Below are 17,923 nucleotides of genomic sequence, written 5' to 3' on the forward strand. Positions count from 1 at the left end.
TTGGTTTTTGCTGAATGTATAAAAACAAGTGCACCAGTATCGGTAAGTCGTCTTGTTCTGCAGCGTTAGCGTTGTTGGCTGTTACGTGACTATGGTCGTGATCGTGAAAGCTGTGATGATGGTCGTGTTCATGCTCGTGAACATGGCTGTAATGATGTGCCGATAACCAGTGTAATGCGTCATGCACAATTTCCAGCGATCCATAGCAAAGCATGGATGCGGCGTAAAATGTTAACAGCATGACAGCAATCTTCTTCACGAGGACTAAGTGAGGCTTAAGCTGTAAAGTTCAGGAATGTATCTGCATGATCAAAAGGTTGTCGAAGATTGCGAGGAAAGATGCGATAAAAAAAGCCCTCCGGCACTGCCGAAGGGCTTCTGGTATATACAATACGTAATTTAAAATCTAGAAATTTGACCGGTCTAGTTGAAATGCCGCCGTATGTTTAGAATAGGCATCTTCAATTTTCTTGGCCAGCTCATCTTCGCCATAGCGATGCAACGCGTTTTGCAGTTCACCCAGTATAACAATGTTAATCTGGAGGTCGCGTCCGTATTCGCGTTTCTTCGTGTAGTAGTCGGCCATTTCATCAGCACGTTTCCACATGGTGTTGGCAATCTCGATTGCTTTTTCTTTTTCGCCTACTTCAAATAGATAGCCTACAGATTGTGCCGAAGTGTAATCGTAACGGATTGAAGCATCCGGCATTTTGGCCAAGCTGAACAATAATACTTCGCGGGCTTTTGCTGTATCGCCTTTCTTAATCAATGCTTCTGCCAGTGAGTTAAAGCTGCTGCGGTGGTTCAGAATAAAGTTGCGATAGTCTTGCGTATAGTATACAGAAGGATCATCCACATTTCTGAACTGGAACTTCTTTGTCATGTTATCAAAGCTCACTTTCGTATTTACAAGCTCAGACTGATTGAATGGTTTAGGATTGAGTATCGGCAGAATGCGATATGCATTTCCTTCCTGTACTACATAGCGGCTCAGGTCTACATTGAACTGCGCCAGCGATGTGTTGTTCACATACAGCGGGCGTTCCCAGTCAGCGGTAGCGAGTAGATCGAGCATCGCCAGATCTTTTCTTTCCAGGGCATTGGCTTTCACATGCAAGTGCATTTCCGGTACCAGCAGACTGTCCATGCCTTCCGGAATAATACCGAGCTTTCTTACTTTATCTACATTTACTTTCAGAACAATCTCTTTCGTGGGCAACATATAGCGTTCACCACGATACTCCGGATTGAGCAGGCTCTTGTTGTTATCGCGCAACAACTCCAGGTATTTATGAAGATCCATCTGCTTGATGCCCGCATTATAGTAGGGTATATATTGCGTTTTGTCATCGCGATAGTTTTCCATCGTTAACGTATAGGGGAACGGTTTTGAGCCATACGCATTGCGTGTAGTTTGCTCGATATACCAGTCGGTGTTGTAGTAGCTCAATACAATTACGCGGAGGTCAGTACGTACGTTTTCCACATCCTGCGCATACCACAGCGGGAAGGTATCGTTATCACCCCCGGTAAAGAGCACGCCATCGTTAGCACAGGATTGCAGGTAGTTGATAGCTGAATCGGTAGAGAAATAACGGTTTGCACGATCGTGATCGTCCCAACCCTGCTGTGCCATTAATATAGGAGCAGATGAACAAAGAAGCGTTGTGGCAATTGCGGCTGTCTTCATGTTCTTCAACACTTTGGTCAGTGACTCCGCTATTGCTATAACCGCAAACCCGATCCAGAAGCAATAAGCATAGTATGAACCGGTATAGATATAGTCGCGCTCACGTGGCTCAGTAGGCGGTGAGTTAAGATATACTACCAGTGCAACACCGGTAAGTATAAATAACAGGGCTACTACTGCAAAGTTCTTCGTGTTGTGAACTGATTGATAGAACATACCCACTAAACCGAGTATAAATGGAATCATAAAGAAATTATTGCGTCCTCTGTTTTCTTTGAGCAGCGGAGGCAACTCTTCAAACCATTGTGATGGACCCATCCAGTCTGCATTCTGGATGTCGCTTTCGCGGCCAGCAAAGTTGAAGAAGAAATATCGTACATACATCCAGCCGATCTGGTGATTTACCATGAATGCAATGTTATCGCCAAAGGTGGGTTTCTCGCCTTCACGCAGTCCTAATGTTTCGCGGTATATTCTCACGTGATCCGGATCGCTGCTATAGATACGCGGCAGAATGGTTTGCTGATCGGGCTCGTATTCGTATTCAAACTTATGATCCTTGATCTCGTATTTATCTTTACCCTTCTTGTAGATAGCGCCGCCTTCTTTTATACCAATCGGCTGAGCCGTAAAGTAAGGTCCGTAAAGCAAAGGACGGCTGCCATATTGTTCACGTTTCAGATAGCTTACAAAGCTCATCACATCAGAAGGGTCGTTTTCGTCAATCGGAGGATTGTCATTAGAGCGAATCACCACCAGAGCATACGAAGCATACCCGATCAATACAAAGGCCACTGCATTTAAAGCCGTGTTCAACAATACCCGTTGATTTCTTTGCGAGAAAAGTATACCCCATACCAATGCACCAATCAGCAGTAAGGTAAAGATGAACGCACCTGAACCGAATGGCAGGCCTACGCTATTGATGAAGAAGATTTCAAATTTACCAGCCAGAGTAGGTAAGCCCGGTATAATTACCTCGTTGATCACGAAAATGATTAAAAGGCTTATCAGCATCGTAGCTACTACGCCCCAAACGGTAGGCTTGTATTTTTTGAAATAATATAGCAGCGACAGTGCCGGAATAGTGACAAGGTTGAGCAAGTGAACGCCGATGGAAAGCCCCATCATATAGAAGATGAGCAGCAGCCAGCGGTTGGCTTTCGATTCATCTTCAATTACATCCCATTTTAGCATGGCCCATACAACAAAGGCCGTGAAGAACGATGACATGGCGTATACTTCTGCTTCAACAGCCGAGAACCAGGCTGAGTCTGAGAAAGTATAAGCAAGCGAACCCACAAGACCGGCTCCCATCAATACCCACATTTTATCGGATGTGAGCTCAGCTTCAGAGTTGACCTTCATCAGCTTGCGGCCAAACAATACGATCGACCAGAAGAGGAACAGCGCTGTGAAGGCACTGGCCAGTACACTGCTGAAGTTGATCCAGTAGGCAACTTTGGTTACATCGCCGAGCGCAAGGAACGAGAACATTCTTCCGATGAGCAGGAACAGCGGGGCACCCGGAGGGTGAGGTACCTGAAGTTTGTATGATACAGAGATAAATTCACCACAATCCCAATAGCTGGCGGTTTCCTCCATCGTAAGCCAATAGGTTACGAGAGCCACAGCAAAGACGATCCAGCCGGTGATGTTATTGGTTTTTTGAAAATTCATGTTGTATGAGATGATGACCAAAAATAAAAGCCCGAAAATAAGGGAATTTTTAGTTATTCCGCTGATTAGATTTACAGAACGGGCCAGGGTTGATCTCTGGTGTATCTTTGAAAAAAGAAAGTTGCTTTACAACATCTGAAACTTAAAAATGCCTGAAGAATCCATACCTTTTTTATCATTGGTATCACAACATCAGCCTATTGGCCGGGAAATAGAAGAAGCGCTTATGCGGGTATATACCAGCCACTGGTATGTGCTGGGCCATGAAGTAGATGCTTTCGAAAAAGAATATGCGGCACATAATGGGGTAAATTTTTGTGTAGGCGTTGGTAATGGCCTCGATGCACTCACCATAAGCCTGCTGGCCTGCGGTGTTGGAGCCGGCGATGAAGTGATTGTTCCCGCACATACTTACCTCGCAACCTGGCTTGCAGTAAGCAAAACGGGCGCTACCCTTATACCGGTGGAACCCGATGAATTTACCTGTAATGTAGCCCCGGCAGGAATCGAACCCCGCATCACGGCACGGACAAAGGCAATTTTGCCGGTGCATCTCTATGGGCAGGCCTGTGATATGACAGCCATTGCATCGCTTGCTGATAAATATAACCTGGCTATAATAGAAGACAATGCCCAGGCACATGGATCGATGTGGCTCAAAACCAAAACCGGTAGCTGGGGTAAAGCAAATGCTACCAGTTTTTATCCTACCAAAAACCTGGGGGCCATGGGCGATGGTGGCGCTATTACTACCGACAACGAAGCCGTAGCGCGATTTGCAAAACAATACCGGAACTATGGCTTTGAGGTGAAAAACATGGCTATTCACCAAGGTGTTAACTCACGGCTGGACGAGCTGCAAGCGGCTGTGCTTCGCATCAAGTTAAGGCAGCTTGACCTTCGGAATGATCAGCGCCGGCAACTGGCTGTGCTATACCTGGAACAACTAAAAGATACGGGTGATATTATTTTACCACTGTCGGATAAAGAGGCCTACCATGTATACCATCTGTTTGTAATCCGCACACAGCATCGTGATGCACTGAAGGCGCACCTTGCCAAGAAGGGAATTGAGACCATGATCCATTATCCTGTTCCTCCCCATCTGCAGAAGTGTTATGAACATCTCTCGTTTCGAAAAGGAGAATTTCCTCTCACAGAAAAAATAGCGGAAACAGCTTTGAGCTTGCCGCTATGGCCAGGCATGACGCCCAGCCAGGTAGCGCGTGTTTGTGATGCCGTGAGAAGTTTCTTTTGAAAAGGCAGGAAGACCGAAAGTCCGGAGTCAGAAAGATAAAAGGTCCGGAAGTCAGAAGACGGTGAGTATGAAGCTACTCCATGCATTTTTACTTCCGGACTTTCGGTCTTCCCGACTATTATTTATAAACAATCACATAAAATCCCAGCCACATAAAGAACAGCAGAATGTACGAACAGGCAACAATGATCCAGACGTATTTCTTGTCTTTACGGGCGTAGTGGTGAATACCCTCTACCAGCAGAAACCAATAAACAATTTCAAACAGATTGAGTGCACGAAGCGGATAGGCCCATCGTTTGTCAATAGAGTAATAGTCGAAAAAGTGCATCAGCGATAGCGGATAAAATGCACTGATGTCGTTATAGGTAGGGTCAGTCTCCACTACCATAAACCACATGATTTTGAGAATTTCCGGAATGAGAAATATATACTCTGCACCGATCACCACACCCCAGCACTGCGTATAGGTTACCCGGTAGCCGAACATAAAGCAGCCGCACCAGATCACGAAAGCGATAACTGTGAATTTCCACAGGTATATAATGGGTATGGAGAAGAGTTTGAGGGCTGCGATGAGGCGCAAAATCATGCCCTCGGGTCGATCTTGCAGAAACTCGAAAGCCGCAGTTTCGTTTTCGATAAAGGAAATTTTGATGTAGAGCAACAATAGCGTTGCCATACATAGCAGTACAAACAACAATCTTTTGTCGGTAGCAAAGAATGACTTAGTTTCGGGTTCGGAGATGGTGGTCATGCCGGATAAGAAATTGTTTTTGACGGATGGGTGTCCCGGATTTCGGTAAAAGCTTTACGTAAATAAATGATACAGTTTTCTGCGTTTCAAATGTATAAAGGTTCGGCAGTGGGTGGACTTTTCATCGCGATCTTTCTGTTAGTAGCAACTTTTGACGGAAAAGCACAGCCAATCACCCGAAAAGATACGACCGTTATTTTATTGTCGAGTGTTAGCGTTCAACTGGAATGTACCCAGGCTTTGAACGACCTCTACAATTTCAAGTTCGATCGTGCCGAATTTCAGTTTCAATACCTTCGGGCGCGCTATCGCTGGCATCCGTTGCCGTATTTTCTGATGGGACTAATCGAGTGGTGGAAGATCATGCCCAACACAAAAGATACTTCGCACGATGATGTTTTTCTGGCCTATATGGATTCAACCATCGAAGTAGGCGAAAAACTTTATGATGATTTTCCTGCCTATCGCACAGAAGCCGCTTTCTTTCTGGCAGCCGCCTATGGATTTAAAGGCAGGCTTTACGCAGATGAAGAACGAAAGAACTGGCGCAAAGCAGCCTCGGCTGGAAAAGATGGACTGGATTACCTGGAAGAATGCAAGGAAAAACAGGACTTCAGTCCGGAGCTGTTGTTTGGCGATGCGCTCTATAATTACTTCTCGGTATGGGTGCCCGAAAATTACCCGGTATTGAAACCGGTTCTGTGGTTCTTTAAGAAAGGCGACAAAGCACTTGGTTTAAAGCAATTGAAAGAAGTATCGTACAACGCATTCTATACACGCACCGAGGCCATGGTGTGGCTCATGCGTATATTGAGTAGTTACGAGGGTGATCAATACGGTGCATTTCAGATCAGTGAATATTTATACCAAACCTATCCCGACAATCCATATTTTCACCGATACTATGCGCGCATGCTATACTCTATGGGCCGATTTACGGAAGCAGAGCCGATGTGCCGAAAGATACTGACGCGCATAGACAGTGGTATGGTAGGATATGAAGCGACGAGTGGACGCTATGCTTCATTTTTTCTTGGTCAGATCTATGAAGCCCGCAAGAAGTATGACGATGCGAAAACATACTACAAAATGTGTATGAAGTTTGCAGAACAGATTGATGCCACCGAATCCGGATACTATCTGTATTCCATGATTGCCCTCGGAGAAATTGCCGAACGCCAGGGTAACAAAGCAGAGGCAAAACAATGGTTCAACCTCGTAAAGAAAAAAGCCGGCCGAAAAGACGAAGCGTATAAAGATGCCAAACGAAGGTTGAAAGGGTTGGAGAAGGGAGATTAAGAATAACGGCTCAATCTTTCGCGCTATTGTTAAATCAAACGGAAACCGTGACCTTTAAGCATTCAAGAAAGAACGGCTTTGGAGCTTCGCGATCTGATTGTTACACCCATTATTCTATTCCTCGTTTACGTGGTGGCATTCATCCTTCGCCCCTGGGTAACGGACGATACCATACGGCCTTATTATATTCCTGCGCTGACACTGAAAATTTTTGGTGCCCTGGCACTGGGCCTTCTCTATCAGTTTTACTATGGTGGTGGCGATACCTATAATTTTCACACGCATGGAAGCCGGCATATATGGGAAGCCTTTACGGATGATCCCCTGCTCGGGTTAAAGCTTTTGTTCGGCGATAAATCGGATGAGATTGGTATATATAAATACTCTTCGCATATTCCCTTCTTCAGGGATTCATCATCGTTCATGATTATACGCATCGCTGCTATACTGGATCTGTTTACGTTCTCTGCTTATTCAGCTACAGCCGTACTCTTTGCTGTATTTGGATTTATAGGGCTGTGGGCGCTGTTCAAATCCTTTTATGAATTATACCCCTGGCTGCACAAAGCTATTGCAATAGCCGTGTTATTTATACCCTCAGTAATTTTTTGGGGATCGGGACTGCTGAAAGATACCGTTACCCTTGCCTGTCTGGGGCTGACAACGTTTTATATCAAACGGCTTTTTGTAGATCACAAAATCCGGACATACTATGTCGTGTTGCTGCTGTTCAACATGTACCTCATCTTTTCTATCAAAAAGTATATATTGTTGTGCTATGCACCTTCCGTATTGCTTTGGATTTTTATGACTAATCTTTCGGCCATAAAATCAACGTTGATCAAAGTGCTGGTGTTTCCGTTTGTGATTGTGGTAATTGGCGTGTTTGGGTACTTTGCCGTGGTGCAGATTGGTAAAGATGATCCGCGGTATGCTATGAATCAGATTGCCAACACAGCCATGATTACTGCATACGACATTGCTTATCAAACCGGGAGAGATGCAGGAAGTACATATTCATTAGGGGAGCTTGATGGAACCCTAGGCAGCATGGTGAGGCTTGCGCCACAAGCTATTAATGTGTCGCTTTTTCGACCGTACTTGTGGGAAGTGAGAAATCCGCTCATGCTTATGTCGGCTTTCGAGTCCCTTGCTTTTTTTATGCTTACCATATATATAGCATTCAAAAAAGGAAAGACGCTGGTCGCCTCGCTGGCCAACCCACACGTTATGTTCTGCCTCGTTTTCAGCATAACCTTCGCCTTTGCTACCGGAATTTCATCGTATAATTTTGGCACGCTCTCGCGCTATAAAATTCCATTGCTGCCATTCTATGCCATGGCGCTCATATTGATATATTATTCAGAGAATCAGAACTATTCAAACAGCGAAAGCACGGTTGATGAATTAGAGATCACAGAATAATCGCGTTCAATCTTTTTCCTTCCTTGCTCGCCCATATGCCTGCGCAACTGTGCATTTTGCATGAGCGTATCAATTGCCTGAAACCATTCGTCTGCAGTTGTGCACAGAAAGCCTGTTACCCCCGACTCAACAATCCTGGTATTTACACCCACTGGCGATGTTACCGCAGGAATCTGAAGCGCCATATATTGTAACGCCTTAAATCCACATTTCCCTTTCGCCCACATATCATCGGTCAGCGGCATAATTCCTATATCCAGATTCATCAGATCTTTGATCTCAGTCTCTTCCACCCAGGGAATAAATTCGAGACGATGAAGCGCCAGCGAAGGGGCACGGTTGGCAATGACTACAAAACGAAAAGTGTCTCCGTATTTTTCTTCCAGGCGCTGCAATATCGGAACAACCTCGTCAAGGTATTTCAATGTAGAGTGCGACCCTGTCCAACCAACGGTAATACTATCCGAAACCGGTTTGATATATAATGCAGGATTGTGGTGATATTCCGTATCAATAGTGGTTGGGTTTACGACTACACGTGAATTATACTGCCTTGCAAAATCGGCCAGATAATCATTTCCACAACTTACCTTATAGCTCCAGCGACAAATGCTGGCTGTTTTGGAATGCCATTTTATCCAGGCTGCAATGCTGTTTTCCTTACTGGTGTTTGGCAACCAGATAGCATCGTCAAAGTCGTAGATAATTTTCTTGCGAAGAACTTTCGCGATAGCCCATTCTATGATGGGAGGGCCGACCGGTAAAGTTTCCCGGTGAATAAAAATATAGTTGGCCTGCCGTAGTTTGAAGAGTATTCCGAACCTGCGTAATACACCCTTCAAAAAACCCATTACCTTTGTTAATGTATGTCCCTTTTTATAAAGGATGCGCCATGTTCTTTCATCCCAGAATGATTGACATTGATACTGAATCCCTGTACGCTGAATATGATCAAAGTACTGCTCAAATCGGAAACGCTGCGAAGGTGATTCCCCCAGGGGGTATGGGAATAAAAAGAAGACATTCATGGTTAACTTTACAAAAATATTTAAAGTGCACCACAAACTGACGGAAGCAAATTCTTTTGTTGGAATCAACTCCGCCGGGATTTTTATCCCAAAGCGAGAAACATACCAGCAAAAAGATTGTTAAATTCCACAGGTACAGTACAGTATAAAATGGCCTGTCAGTTGTAATGAAATTTTTTTCTATGAATCAACAGTACTCAGAAACGATAATCGAACCAGCAAACCGCCTTTCGCTCAACTTTAAGGAATTGTGGGGTTATCGTGAATTATTTTATTTTTTTACCTGGCGCGACATCAAGGTGAAGTATAAACAGACGGTGTTAGGCGTTTTCTGGGTAATGTTGCAACCTCTCTTCATGATGCTGATCTTTACCTTCTTCTTCGGACAGATGTTTGAAGTCGGCTCAGATTCTATTCCATATCCCGTATTTGCATTTTCAGGATTACTGCTTTGGAATTTTTTCTCAGCTTCCGTTACCAACTCCGGTAACAGCATGGTATTAAATGCACCCATCATTAAGAAGATATACTTTCCAAGGCTTATCATTCCGTTATCGTCTATTCTTGCTTCGCTTATAGATCTGGTTGTTTCTCTTTTCCTCTTTGTGATCTTTATCTTTTTCTTTCCCGTAACTATAGATATAGTAAATCTCATCCTTTTCTGGCCACTTGCATTTTTACTTGCCTTTGTAGGAGCCGTTGGTTTAGGATGCTGGCTCTCTGCACTCATGGTAAAGTATCGCGACTTCCGGTTCGTAGTTCCGTTTATGATACAGATAGGTTTCTTTGTTACCCCGGTTGTATACCCCTTCTCACGTGTTCAACTGCCGGCATTGAAATATATATTAGCCCTCAACCCCATGTATGGCGCCATAACTTTATTCAGAATACCGTTAACTGCAAATGTGCCCGATACGATGTTGATCATGATGAGCATTTTCTCTGCCTTACTCCTGTTGTTCGTTGGCATGACTTACTTTAAGAAAACAGAACTATTTTTTGCAGACCTGGCATGAAGCCGATTTTAGAAATTAAAAATATCTCGAAGAAGTTTCTGATCAACCATCAGCAACTTCCGTATTTGAGTTTTCGCGATAAGCTAACCAATATATTTCGCACCAAAGATGCCACCGAAGAGTTCTGGGCACTGAATGATGTATCATTCGATGTGCAGGCCGGTGATTCACTCGGTATCATCGGGCGCAACGGTGCCGGTAAATCTACATTGCTGAAAGTACTCTCTCGCATTACACCACCCACCAAAGGCAAAATTGTTGTGCGGGGAAGAGTCGCGAGCTTGCTCGAAGTAGGCACAGGATTTCATCAGGAATTGACAGGCCGCGAAAATATATTTATGAACGGCTCCATTCTTGGAATGAAACATGCAGAAATCAAAGCCAGATTTGATGAGATCGTTGACTTTAGCGGTACAGAAAAATTTCTGGATACACCGTTGAAGCACTACTCCAGTGGAATGCAATTACGCTTAGCCTTTGCAGTTGCTGCTCACTTAGAGCCGGAGATACTTATTGTAGATGAAGTGCTTGCAGTAGGTGATGCCGAATTTCAAAAGAAGTGCCTCAAGAAGATGGAAGATGTTACCGGTGAGGGCAGAACAGTTTTGTTTGTTAGTCATAACCTTCCCTCACTAAAGGCAATTTGCAAAACAGGTGTGTTGTTGAGAAATGGGCAAGTGATGTATAAAGGAGGAATGAACGAAGTAATTGATGAGTATACTTCATATCATCTTGCGAGCGGAAATATTACTGAGACTATCCACTACTATCAACCCCATATACAATTACATAACATTACGATTAATGGACTTGAAACAAGCTCTGTAATTGTTGAGGGAGATATTCTGCACATAGCTTTTGATATAGAGTTTCGTAAAAGAACTCCATTCGAGCTTGATGTTCATCTTAAAAAAGATGAACAACACATTATAAGCTATGCAAACTTTGTCAAAAATGAAGTACAGGTATTCAACCCTGGCCTATATCATATGGAGTATACAGTGAAGCTTCCGCAGATGCGATCCGGCAGATATAAGCTTGATCTTTTTTTTACGGAGCCGTTTACATCATGGTTCGCAGTTTCAGAGAATGTTATTGATATTGAAGTATTGAATAGTGAACATCATACATTTTTAAATTCACCAACGCTGAAATGGGGAAGTATTCTGGTAGAAGGTCGATTTAAAAAGGAAAGTCTATAGTTTACACGTAATGGACGTATCAGAAGCAATAGACGATCAAACAATTCATCTGGCAATAGCCTTCGACAAAAATTACCTTCAGCCATTCTACGCATTAGCTTGTTCTATAGGTAAGAATAATACCGGTGCTTTTCATATCCATGCGATAACTACAGGAATCTCTAATGAGACAAGGAATGCTATAGTTATCTATTTAAGGAAGTACTCTGGTGAAATAACATTTTACGATATTGATGTGGCTGGCGCAGAGCAATTTGTACTTATGAATAATTGGACATCTGCTGTATATTATCGATTGTACTTTCCGCAGATTGTTCCAACAGCAATAAGGCGCCTGCTTTATCTGGACACAGATATGTTAGTGATCAACGGGCTTCAGGAATTGTACAATATCGATCTTGAAGGATACCCTATAGCTGCTGTTTATGATAATTATGTAAAAACACAACCACTGATTGGTATTTACGAGGAAGAACAATACTTTAATTCGGGCATGATGGTTATCGATACAGACCGGTGGAGATCACAAAGCATTTCTGAAAGAACCATGGAGTACCTTCGACAGTACCCTGAACGTATAAAGTTTGTGGATCAATGTGGATTGAACGCTATTTTGAAAAACAACTGGAAAAAGCTTCCGGGAAAGTATAATTTACTTTTCTCCCTTATTCCCGAGGGGCTTAGTAAAAGAGCAATACAAGTTTTTTTGAGGGATAAAGTAGTTGTGCATTTTACATTACAACGTCCATGGAATATGCTTTGTAAAAACAGATTGCGTTATCTTTATTTTTATTATCTACGGCAGTCACCGGGCAGATATTTGAATAAGTATACCGATTTTTCAATAAATAAAATTCCGGCATGGATAAAGATTCGCCTTGTTGAATTTTATTTTGATCATACAGCTATACAAAAGATATGGCGAAAGTTTCACATGAGATGAATTATACGTTAGTAACGCAATCCTTCGGTAAGGAGAATGAGTATAGACGGGTGATTCTTACTGTATGGAGCTTTTATGCGCAGACTAAGGATTCTGATCGGATAAGAACGATTTTGCTCACCGACAATCCCCCTTTTTTTCAATCATATTTTAAGGGGCTCCCTGTAGAGTATATATTACTTACTGGAGATAAGATAAAATCTATGCGTGGAGCAATAGATTTTTTACATAGAATGAAGATAACATTGATTGAAGAGGCCTTTGATACATGTAGTACAAATATACTCTATGCAGACTCCGATACTTTTTTTACGAGCGATCCGTCTCAGCTCATGGCTAATCTTTCTCCTGGCATTTCCTACATGCACCTTCGTGAATATCGATTTGACCACTTGAAAGATATGCCGTTGCCGGCGGGTGAGGCCTTTAGGAAATTTCATACACTGATATCTACCCAACGCTTCGATTTGGGTAAGGGATATATATCATTGAATGATCAGATGCATTCGTGGAACGCGGGCGTTATGATGCTGCACCGCTCGCACCGGCAGCTTATACCAGATGTATACGCGCTTACCGATCAATTATACCCCGCTACGCAGAATCACGCCAGCGAGCAGTACGCATTTTCAATTATACTGCAAAATAACACCACTATATTTCCGTGCGAGAGCGTAATCCATCACTACTGGTATAGAGTTAAGAAGTCAGTTATGGATAATTTTCTGATCTTGCAGCTCACCAATGCATGGACAGAGCGCTCGCCTGAGCAGAAGAAAAACGATGTGCTCGCCTGGACTGAAATGCTACCGCTATATCTGGAAGAACATGTGTGGATGGTGCGCGACAAGTCCGTTCAGGCGTTCAATGAAAATAACTTCAGACAAGGTTTCTTTTATGCAGCAAAGGCTTTCGTTAAGAATCCTTTTAATATTAAATTTCTCAGGGATGTATTGTATCATTCCAAAAGGTATTTTACACTATGAATGAACCGGTAAAGGTAGGCTTTTGTGTTGCATATGATTGGGAGCTGTTGCAGTATGCCTTGCCATTGGTCTATAAAGATTCGGACATAATCTGTTTGTCGATAGATAAAGATCGGATGAGCTGGGCTAACCAGTCTTACGCATTTGATAATGAGAGATTTTATGCACTGATCAACAGCATTGATACGGATCATAAGATCAAATTCTTGGAAGAAGATTTTCACATAGCAACATTATCGCCCTCCGAAAATGAAGTACGACAGCGTGAGTTGATGGCTAAATTTATGGGTTCGGGTGGGTGGCAGATTCAACTGGATTGCGATGAATATTTTTTAAACTTCACAGGCTTCGTGCAATTTCTCCGGAAGCTTCCTTCAAATTCTTATCAGGATGTAAATGTTTGCTGTGCCATCATGACACTCTTTAAACAAGTGGAAGGTGGTTTCTTATCCATACCTTTTCACAGCAAAAACAAGATAGAATTTTTTCAGATAGCATCCCGCAATCCGGCCTTTACCTATGGCAGAAGAAACGGATATTTCAATATATATACCGACTTTGTTATTCTCCACCAGTCGTGGGCACGCAGCGCACAGGATGTATACGATAAAATTGCGAACTGGGGGCATAAGAATGATTTTGATACGCAAGCCTATTTTGAGCGCTGGAATACATTGAGTGCAGAGAATTACGCAGCCTTTACAGATTTCCATCCCATCAATCCGCCTTTGTGGTCTTCACTGGTGTTAATGCAGGCGAATTCTATTGGCGACCTTATTAAAAATCCACCCGGTATCGAATTACCCTGGAATAAATTTGATCTTGCTATCAAGAACAACCGAAATCTGGCCCGGCTTAGGGGGGTGTGGCATAAACTGTTTCGGTCATGAGTGTAGAAGTATCCGTTATCATCATAAACTACAATACCTTTTCATTGACGTGTCAATGTATAGATAGTGTTATGCAACAGACACAAAATGTAGTATACGAAATTATAGTGGTTGATAATGCTTCTACCGAAATAAATCCACAGGAATTTAAGAACCGATATCACGATAAAATACGCCTGGTAACGAATGCCAGCAATATAGGTTTTGCTGCCGGCAACAATGCAGGTATTGAATATGCCCGTGGCAAATTTATTCTCTTGTTAAACAGCGATACCGTTCTTAAGAATAATGCTATACTTCTGTGCATGCAGCGATTGGAAGTACAACCGCTTACTGCGGCAATAAGTGCACGCCTAGAATATCCCGATGGCACAGTACAGCATTGCTGTCAGCGATTTCCATCTGTTAAGTATAAACTAATGGAGTTGATGCGACTGCAGAAGTTTGTATCAAAAAGAGTGGGCGGACGTTGGCTGCTTGGTTCTTTCTTCGACCATAATGAGTTTATATACCCCGATTGGATATGGGGAACTTTCTTCATGTTTCCCAAAGCAATGTTGCAGCTCTTGCCGGGCAATAAGTTGGCGGATGATTTTTTTATGTATGGAGAAGACATTCAATGGTGCAAGGAATTTAGTCGACTTGGATATCGTGTAGCGTTTAATCCGGAGGCACGCGTGGTACATTATGTAGGCAAGAGTGGGGGAGCGCGACACGCCATGATGGACCAGAACATGAGCGCCTTTATGAACAAATATTACTCTTTGTCCGAAAGGAGTATGATCAAATTCCTTGACTCTATCCTTATACGGTCATGAACAGTACATTCGATGTGAGTGTTATAATAGCTACTTATAATGGTGCCGGCAAGTTACCGTACTTGCTGGAGAGCCTGGCATCGCAGACGCTGCGGGAATTTGAATTGATCGTTGTTATAGACGGCTCGACCGATAACAGTAAGGAAGTTATAGAATCCTATCGTTCCAGGCTCATGCATCTGAAGGTGATTGTTCAGAAAAATGCAGGACGCTCGAAGGTAAGGAACAGGGGCGTGCATGAAGCAACCGGTTCTATATTGATATTCTATGACGATGATATGGTGCTGCCGCCTGATTCAGTGGCAAGGCATGTGTCATTTCATCAAAACAATCGCATGCCATTGTTGTTGTGCGGCAATCAAAAGGAATTTATATCAGCTGCCAGCACTGATATACAGCGGTATAAAGCTTTTATTTCCAATAAATGGTTGGCCAGGTATAACGATGCGTTTGCCAGCATTACATTTGAAAATCTTTTCTTTTCTGCAGCCAACAGTTCAGCCAAACGTGAAGCGTTTGAGCGACTGCATGGTTTTGACGAACGCCTTACCGATGCGGAGGACTACGATCTTGCCTATAGGGCGCTGGAACAAGGTATAGCTATATTTTTCGATAAGCTGAATGTTTGCGTGCATCGTGATTTTATTACGTGCAGAAGCTATATAAAACGGCTGCGAAGTTATAGTATTGCAAATCAGAAATTAATTCAATTGAACCCCCAGCGTAAGACTGTTACCAACGTCACCAGTTCCTCTGTAAAACGACTTGTTTATAAGGTATTAGCCAACCGCTGCATTCCTGCATGGATAGACCGGCAACTTTTCGCATGGCTTCCGCAGTCATGGCGATTTAAAATATATGATCTTACCATCCAGGCACTGGCAATTGAATATCCGGAGGTTAATGTATGAGCCGGCAAAAGGTTGTTTATATAGTATCAGACGTAGAGAAATCGCTTGGACTGGAGTGGGTGGCTGATCGTTTGCCTGAAACGTTTGATCAGGTATACATCCTGATCGGGAAAGAGAAAACACCGTTCGGAGATCATTTGCTTCAACGCGGCATTCGCTGCTTCTTTTTGCCAGACGAGCAGTATAGCTCTTATTTTTCGAAATGGATTAAGATATACTCCATTCTTAAAAGCGAGCGTCCGGATGTAGTGCATGTACATCTTTGGCGAGCCATGTTGCTGGGGCTTTCAGCTGCATGGTTTCTGGGCGTGAAGAAGCGGATTTTTACCAGGCATCACGCCACGATTCACTACGAACAATATCCTTCGGGCAGGAAGTGGGATGTACTTTGCAATGCAATGGCAACCCATATTATAGCCATTTCAAAGAACATCCGTGATATTCTCGTGGAGCGTGATAAAGCAAAGGAAAGTAAAGTTATTCTGCTTTATCACGGATTTGATTTTAATTATTTCAGAGCGGTAAGCCAACAGCGCATAGATGCATTGCGTGTCAAATATAGTATTCCACACAGTGGATCTCCCGTGGTCGGTGTTATTTCACGCTATACAGAATGGAAAGGAGTGCAATACATAATCCCTGCTTTTAAAGAACTACGGAAGCAATACCCGAAGGCACATCTTGTCCTTGCAAATGCTTCGGGCGACTATGCCGATACGATAAAAGGTTTATTGGCAGAATTACCCCGCGAATCATTTACTGAAATAAGGTTTGAGGAAGACCTCGCTGCGCTATATCATGTATTTGATATTTTTGTTCATGTGCCGGTAAACCCGCAAGCCGAGGCATTTGGCCAGATATATATCGAATCTCTTATTGCGGGTGTACCATCGGTTGTAACTTTATCAGGAGTGGCTGCTGAGTTTATTAATTCAGGCAACGCTTTTATTGTCGACTTCAAAGACAGTGAAGCAATTCGAAATGGAATAATAACGCTTGCTACCAACGATAATATTCGCTGCGATATGATTGAAGAGGGTAAAAAATCTATCGGAATATTTTCGATTGAGGAGCATATTGCCAAACTTAGCACCCTCTATCGTACGCCAAATTAATGAGTACCCTCTCTGCAGTCCTGATTTCCATTGTGGTTCCAACCTACAACCGGGAAGCATATATAGGAAAAACGATTCGTTCTGTTTTAGATCAGAAATATCAGCATTTTGAATTGATCATTGTTGATGATGGCAGCACTGATAATACAGAGAAAGTTGTTACCGGCTTTGCCGACAGCAGAATCCGCTATTACAGAAAATCAAATGAAGAGCGGGCAGCAGCACGTAACTATGGAGTAAACCGTGCTTCAGGTAATTATATAACCTTTCTGGATTCCGATGATCTGCTAAAGCCCAATCACCTGTCGGAAGCAATACACTTTCTGAAGAAGAATCCGGGAGCCGAAATTTTTAGTTTAGGGTATGACATTGTTCGCGTTGACGGCTCAACTCTCTATCCGTGGAAACCCTTGCCAGATCCTGTAAACAACAAGCTGGTAGAAGGTAATTTTCTCAGTTGCATGGGTGTATTTGTGCAACGTGAAATACTTCTGCAAAATCCATTCAATCCGGACCGCGATCTTTCAGGATCGGAAGATTATGAATTGTGGATCAGACTGGCGGCTCGATTCCCCATTCGGATGCACAACGTGGTTACGGCTATGCTGGTGAATCATGAAGCCCGAAGTGTATTACAACTGGATAAGGTCAGGTTTTTAAAGCGTATAACATCAGCAAACAAGTATATTCAAAGCGATTTGCAAGTGGCGCAATTCTACGGGCCCAAAGTAAAAACTATCGGTTCATATCTTGATTTGTATGCCGCTTTACATTTGGCGATGGCTGGTTATCGAAAATCAGCTATGCGCTTTTTACTCAAATCCATAGCACAAAACCCTGCTGCTATTTTAAACTTCCGCACACTGGTGGTTGTAAAGAAAATTCTGCTTCGATAGTATCAAAGC

At 43.1% G+C, this 17,923-nt stretch carries 15 protein-coding genes and 1 pseudogene; 12 read left to right on the plus strand and 4 right to left on the minus strand.

Translation table 11 applies throughout. From position 1 onward, the window contains the following. Together V7Q33_RS21395 and V7Q33_RS21400 are read right to left on the minus strand one after the other, a co-directional pair. Positions 1 to 259, minus strand: a pseudogene (locus tag V7Q33_RS21395) (hypothetical protein); the annotation flags it as partial. Between the two features lie 147 nt (positions 260 to 406). Beyond that, positions 407 to 3,370 (minus strand): glycosyltransferase family 117 protein, encoded by a 2,964-nt coding sequence (locus tag V7Q33_RS21400; protein WP_333821206.1) that lies wholly within the window; start codon positions 3,368 to 3,370, stop codon positions 407 to 409. Between the two features lie 148 nt (positions 3,371 to 3,518). On the opposite strand from V7Q33_RS21400, the gene V7Q33_RS21405 reads away from it, so the two are divergent. Then, positions 3,519 to 4,628, plus strand: coding sequence for a DegT/DnrJ/EryC1/StrS family aminotransferase (locus tag V7Q33_RS21405; RefSeq protein ID WP_333821207.1), 1,110 nt, complete (start codon positions 3,519 to 3,521; stop codon positions 4,626 to 4,628). A 118-nt stretch (positions 4,629 to 4,746) separates the two neighbouring features. Here the strand turns inward: V7Q33_RS21405 and V7Q33_RS21410 are convergent, their stop codons facing one another. Continuing rightward, the gene (locus V7Q33_RS21410) at positions 4,747 to 5,385 is read right to left on the minus strand and encodes a hypothetical protein (protein ID WP_331975456.1); all 639 of its coding nucleotides are present in this window, start codon (positions 5,383 to 5,385) and stop codon (positions 4,747 to 4,749) included. A 66-nt stretch (positions 5,386 to 5,451) separates the two neighbouring features. On the opposite strand from V7Q33_RS21410, the gene V7Q33_RS21415 reads away from it, so the two are divergent. Both V7Q33_RS21415 and V7Q33_RS21420 read left to right on the plus strand, forming a co-directional pair. After that, on the plus strand, positions 5,452 to 6,684 hold the full coding sequence (locus tag V7Q33_RS21415; RefSeq protein WP_333821208.1) for a tetratricopeptide repeat protein: 1,233 nt from the start codon (positions 5,452 to 5,454) through the stop codon (positions 6,682 to 6,684). Positions 6,685 to 6,762: 78 nt separating this feature from the next. Next, positions 6,763 to 8,109: a hypothetical protein gene (locus V7Q33_RS21420; RefSeq protein WP_331975452.1), complete on the plus strand. Its 1,347-nt coding sequence runs from the start codon at positions 6,763 to 6,765 to the stop codon at positions 8,107 to 8,109. Here the strand turns inward: V7Q33_RS21420 and V7Q33_RS21425 are convergent. Next, the gene (locus V7Q33_RS21425; protein WP_331975450.1) at positions 8,061 to 9,137 is read right to left on the minus strand and encodes a glycosyltransferase; all 1,077 of its coding nucleotides are present in this window, start codon (positions 9,135 to 9,137) and stop codon (positions 8,061 to 8,063) included. The genes V7Q33_RS21420 and V7Q33_RS21425 overlap by 49 nt on opposite strands. Before the next feature lie 182 nt (positions 9,138 to 9,319). On the opposite strand from V7Q33_RS21425, the gene V7Q33_RS21430 reads away from it, so the two are divergent. The 9 genes from V7Q33_RS21430 (at position 9,320) to V7Q33_RS21470 (ending at position 17,914) form a co-directional block, all read left to right on the plus strand. Continuing rightward, positions 9,320 to 10,153, plus strand: a complete 834-nt coding sequence (locus tag V7Q33_RS21430; protein WP_331975448.1) for an ABC transporter permease — start codon at positions 9,320 to 9,322, stop codon at positions 10,151 to 10,153. Then, positions 10,150 to 11,355: an ABC transporter ATP-binding protein gene (locus V7Q33_RS21435; protein WP_331975446.1), complete on the plus strand. Its 1,206-nt coding sequence runs from the start codon at positions 10,150 to 10,152 to the stop codon at positions 11,353 to 11,355. The genes V7Q33_RS21430 and V7Q33_RS21435 overlap by 4 nt, the downstream gene beginning before the upstream one ends. 10 nt (positions 11,356 to 11,365) lie before the next feature. Beyond that, complete coding sequence (locus V7Q33_RS21440) at positions 11,366 to 12,298, plus strand: glycosyltransferase family 8 protein (RefSeq protein ID WP_331975444.1); 933 nt, start codon at positions 11,366 to 11,368, stop codon at positions 12,296 to 12,298. Between the two features lie 233 nt (positions 12,299 to 12,531). Then, entirely contained in the window at positions 12,532 to 13,284 is a 753-nt protein-coding gene (locus V7Q33_RS21445) for a hypothetical protein (protein ID WP_331975442.1), read from the plus strand. Beyond that, positions 13,281 to 14,174 carry a hypothetical protein gene (locus V7Q33_RS21450; RefSeq protein WP_331975440.1) on the plus strand — a complete coding sequence of 298 codons (894 nt, stop codon included), beginning with the start codon at positions 13,281 to 13,283 and terminating at the stop codon, positions 14,172 to 14,174. The genes V7Q33_RS21445 and V7Q33_RS21450 overlap by 4 nt, the downstream gene beginning before the upstream one ends. Further along, positions 14,171 to 14,992, plus strand: a complete 822-nt coding sequence (locus V7Q33_RS21455) for a glycosyltransferase family 2 protein (RefSeq protein WP_331975438.1) — start codon at positions 14,171 to 14,173, stop codon at positions 14,990 to 14,992. The genes V7Q33_RS21450 and V7Q33_RS21455 overlap by 4 nt, the downstream gene beginning before the upstream one ends. Next, complete coding sequence (locus V7Q33_RS21460; RefSeq protein ID WP_331975436.1) at positions 14,989 to 15,903, plus strand: glycosyltransferase family 2 protein; 915 nt, start codon at positions 14,989 to 14,991, stop codon at positions 15,901 to 15,903. Before V7Q33_RS21455 ends, V7Q33_RS21460 begins: the two co-directional genes overlap by 4 nt. Then, on the plus strand, positions 15,900 to 17,018 hold the full coding sequence (locus tag V7Q33_RS21465) for a glycosyltransferase family 4 protein (protein WP_331975434.1): 1,119 nt from the start codon (positions 15,900 to 15,902) through the stop codon (positions 17,016 to 17,018). The genes V7Q33_RS21460 and V7Q33_RS21465 overlap by 4 nt, the downstream gene beginning before the upstream one ends. Next, positions 17,018 to 17,914, plus strand: a complete 897-nt coding sequence (locus tag V7Q33_RS21470; protein ID WP_333821212.1) for a glycosyltransferase family 2 protein — start codon at positions 17,018 to 17,020, stop codon at positions 17,912 to 17,914. The genes V7Q33_RS21465 and V7Q33_RS21470 overlap by 1 nt, the downstream gene beginning before the upstream one ends. Positions 17,915 to 17,923: the final 9 nt, after the last annotated feature.

Source organism: Ohtaekwangia sp. (assembly GCF_036786105.1).
In the GTDB taxonomy this organism is placed as follows: domain Bacteria; phylum Bacteroidota; class Bacteroidia; order Cytophagales; family Cyclobacteriaceae; genus Ohtaekwangia.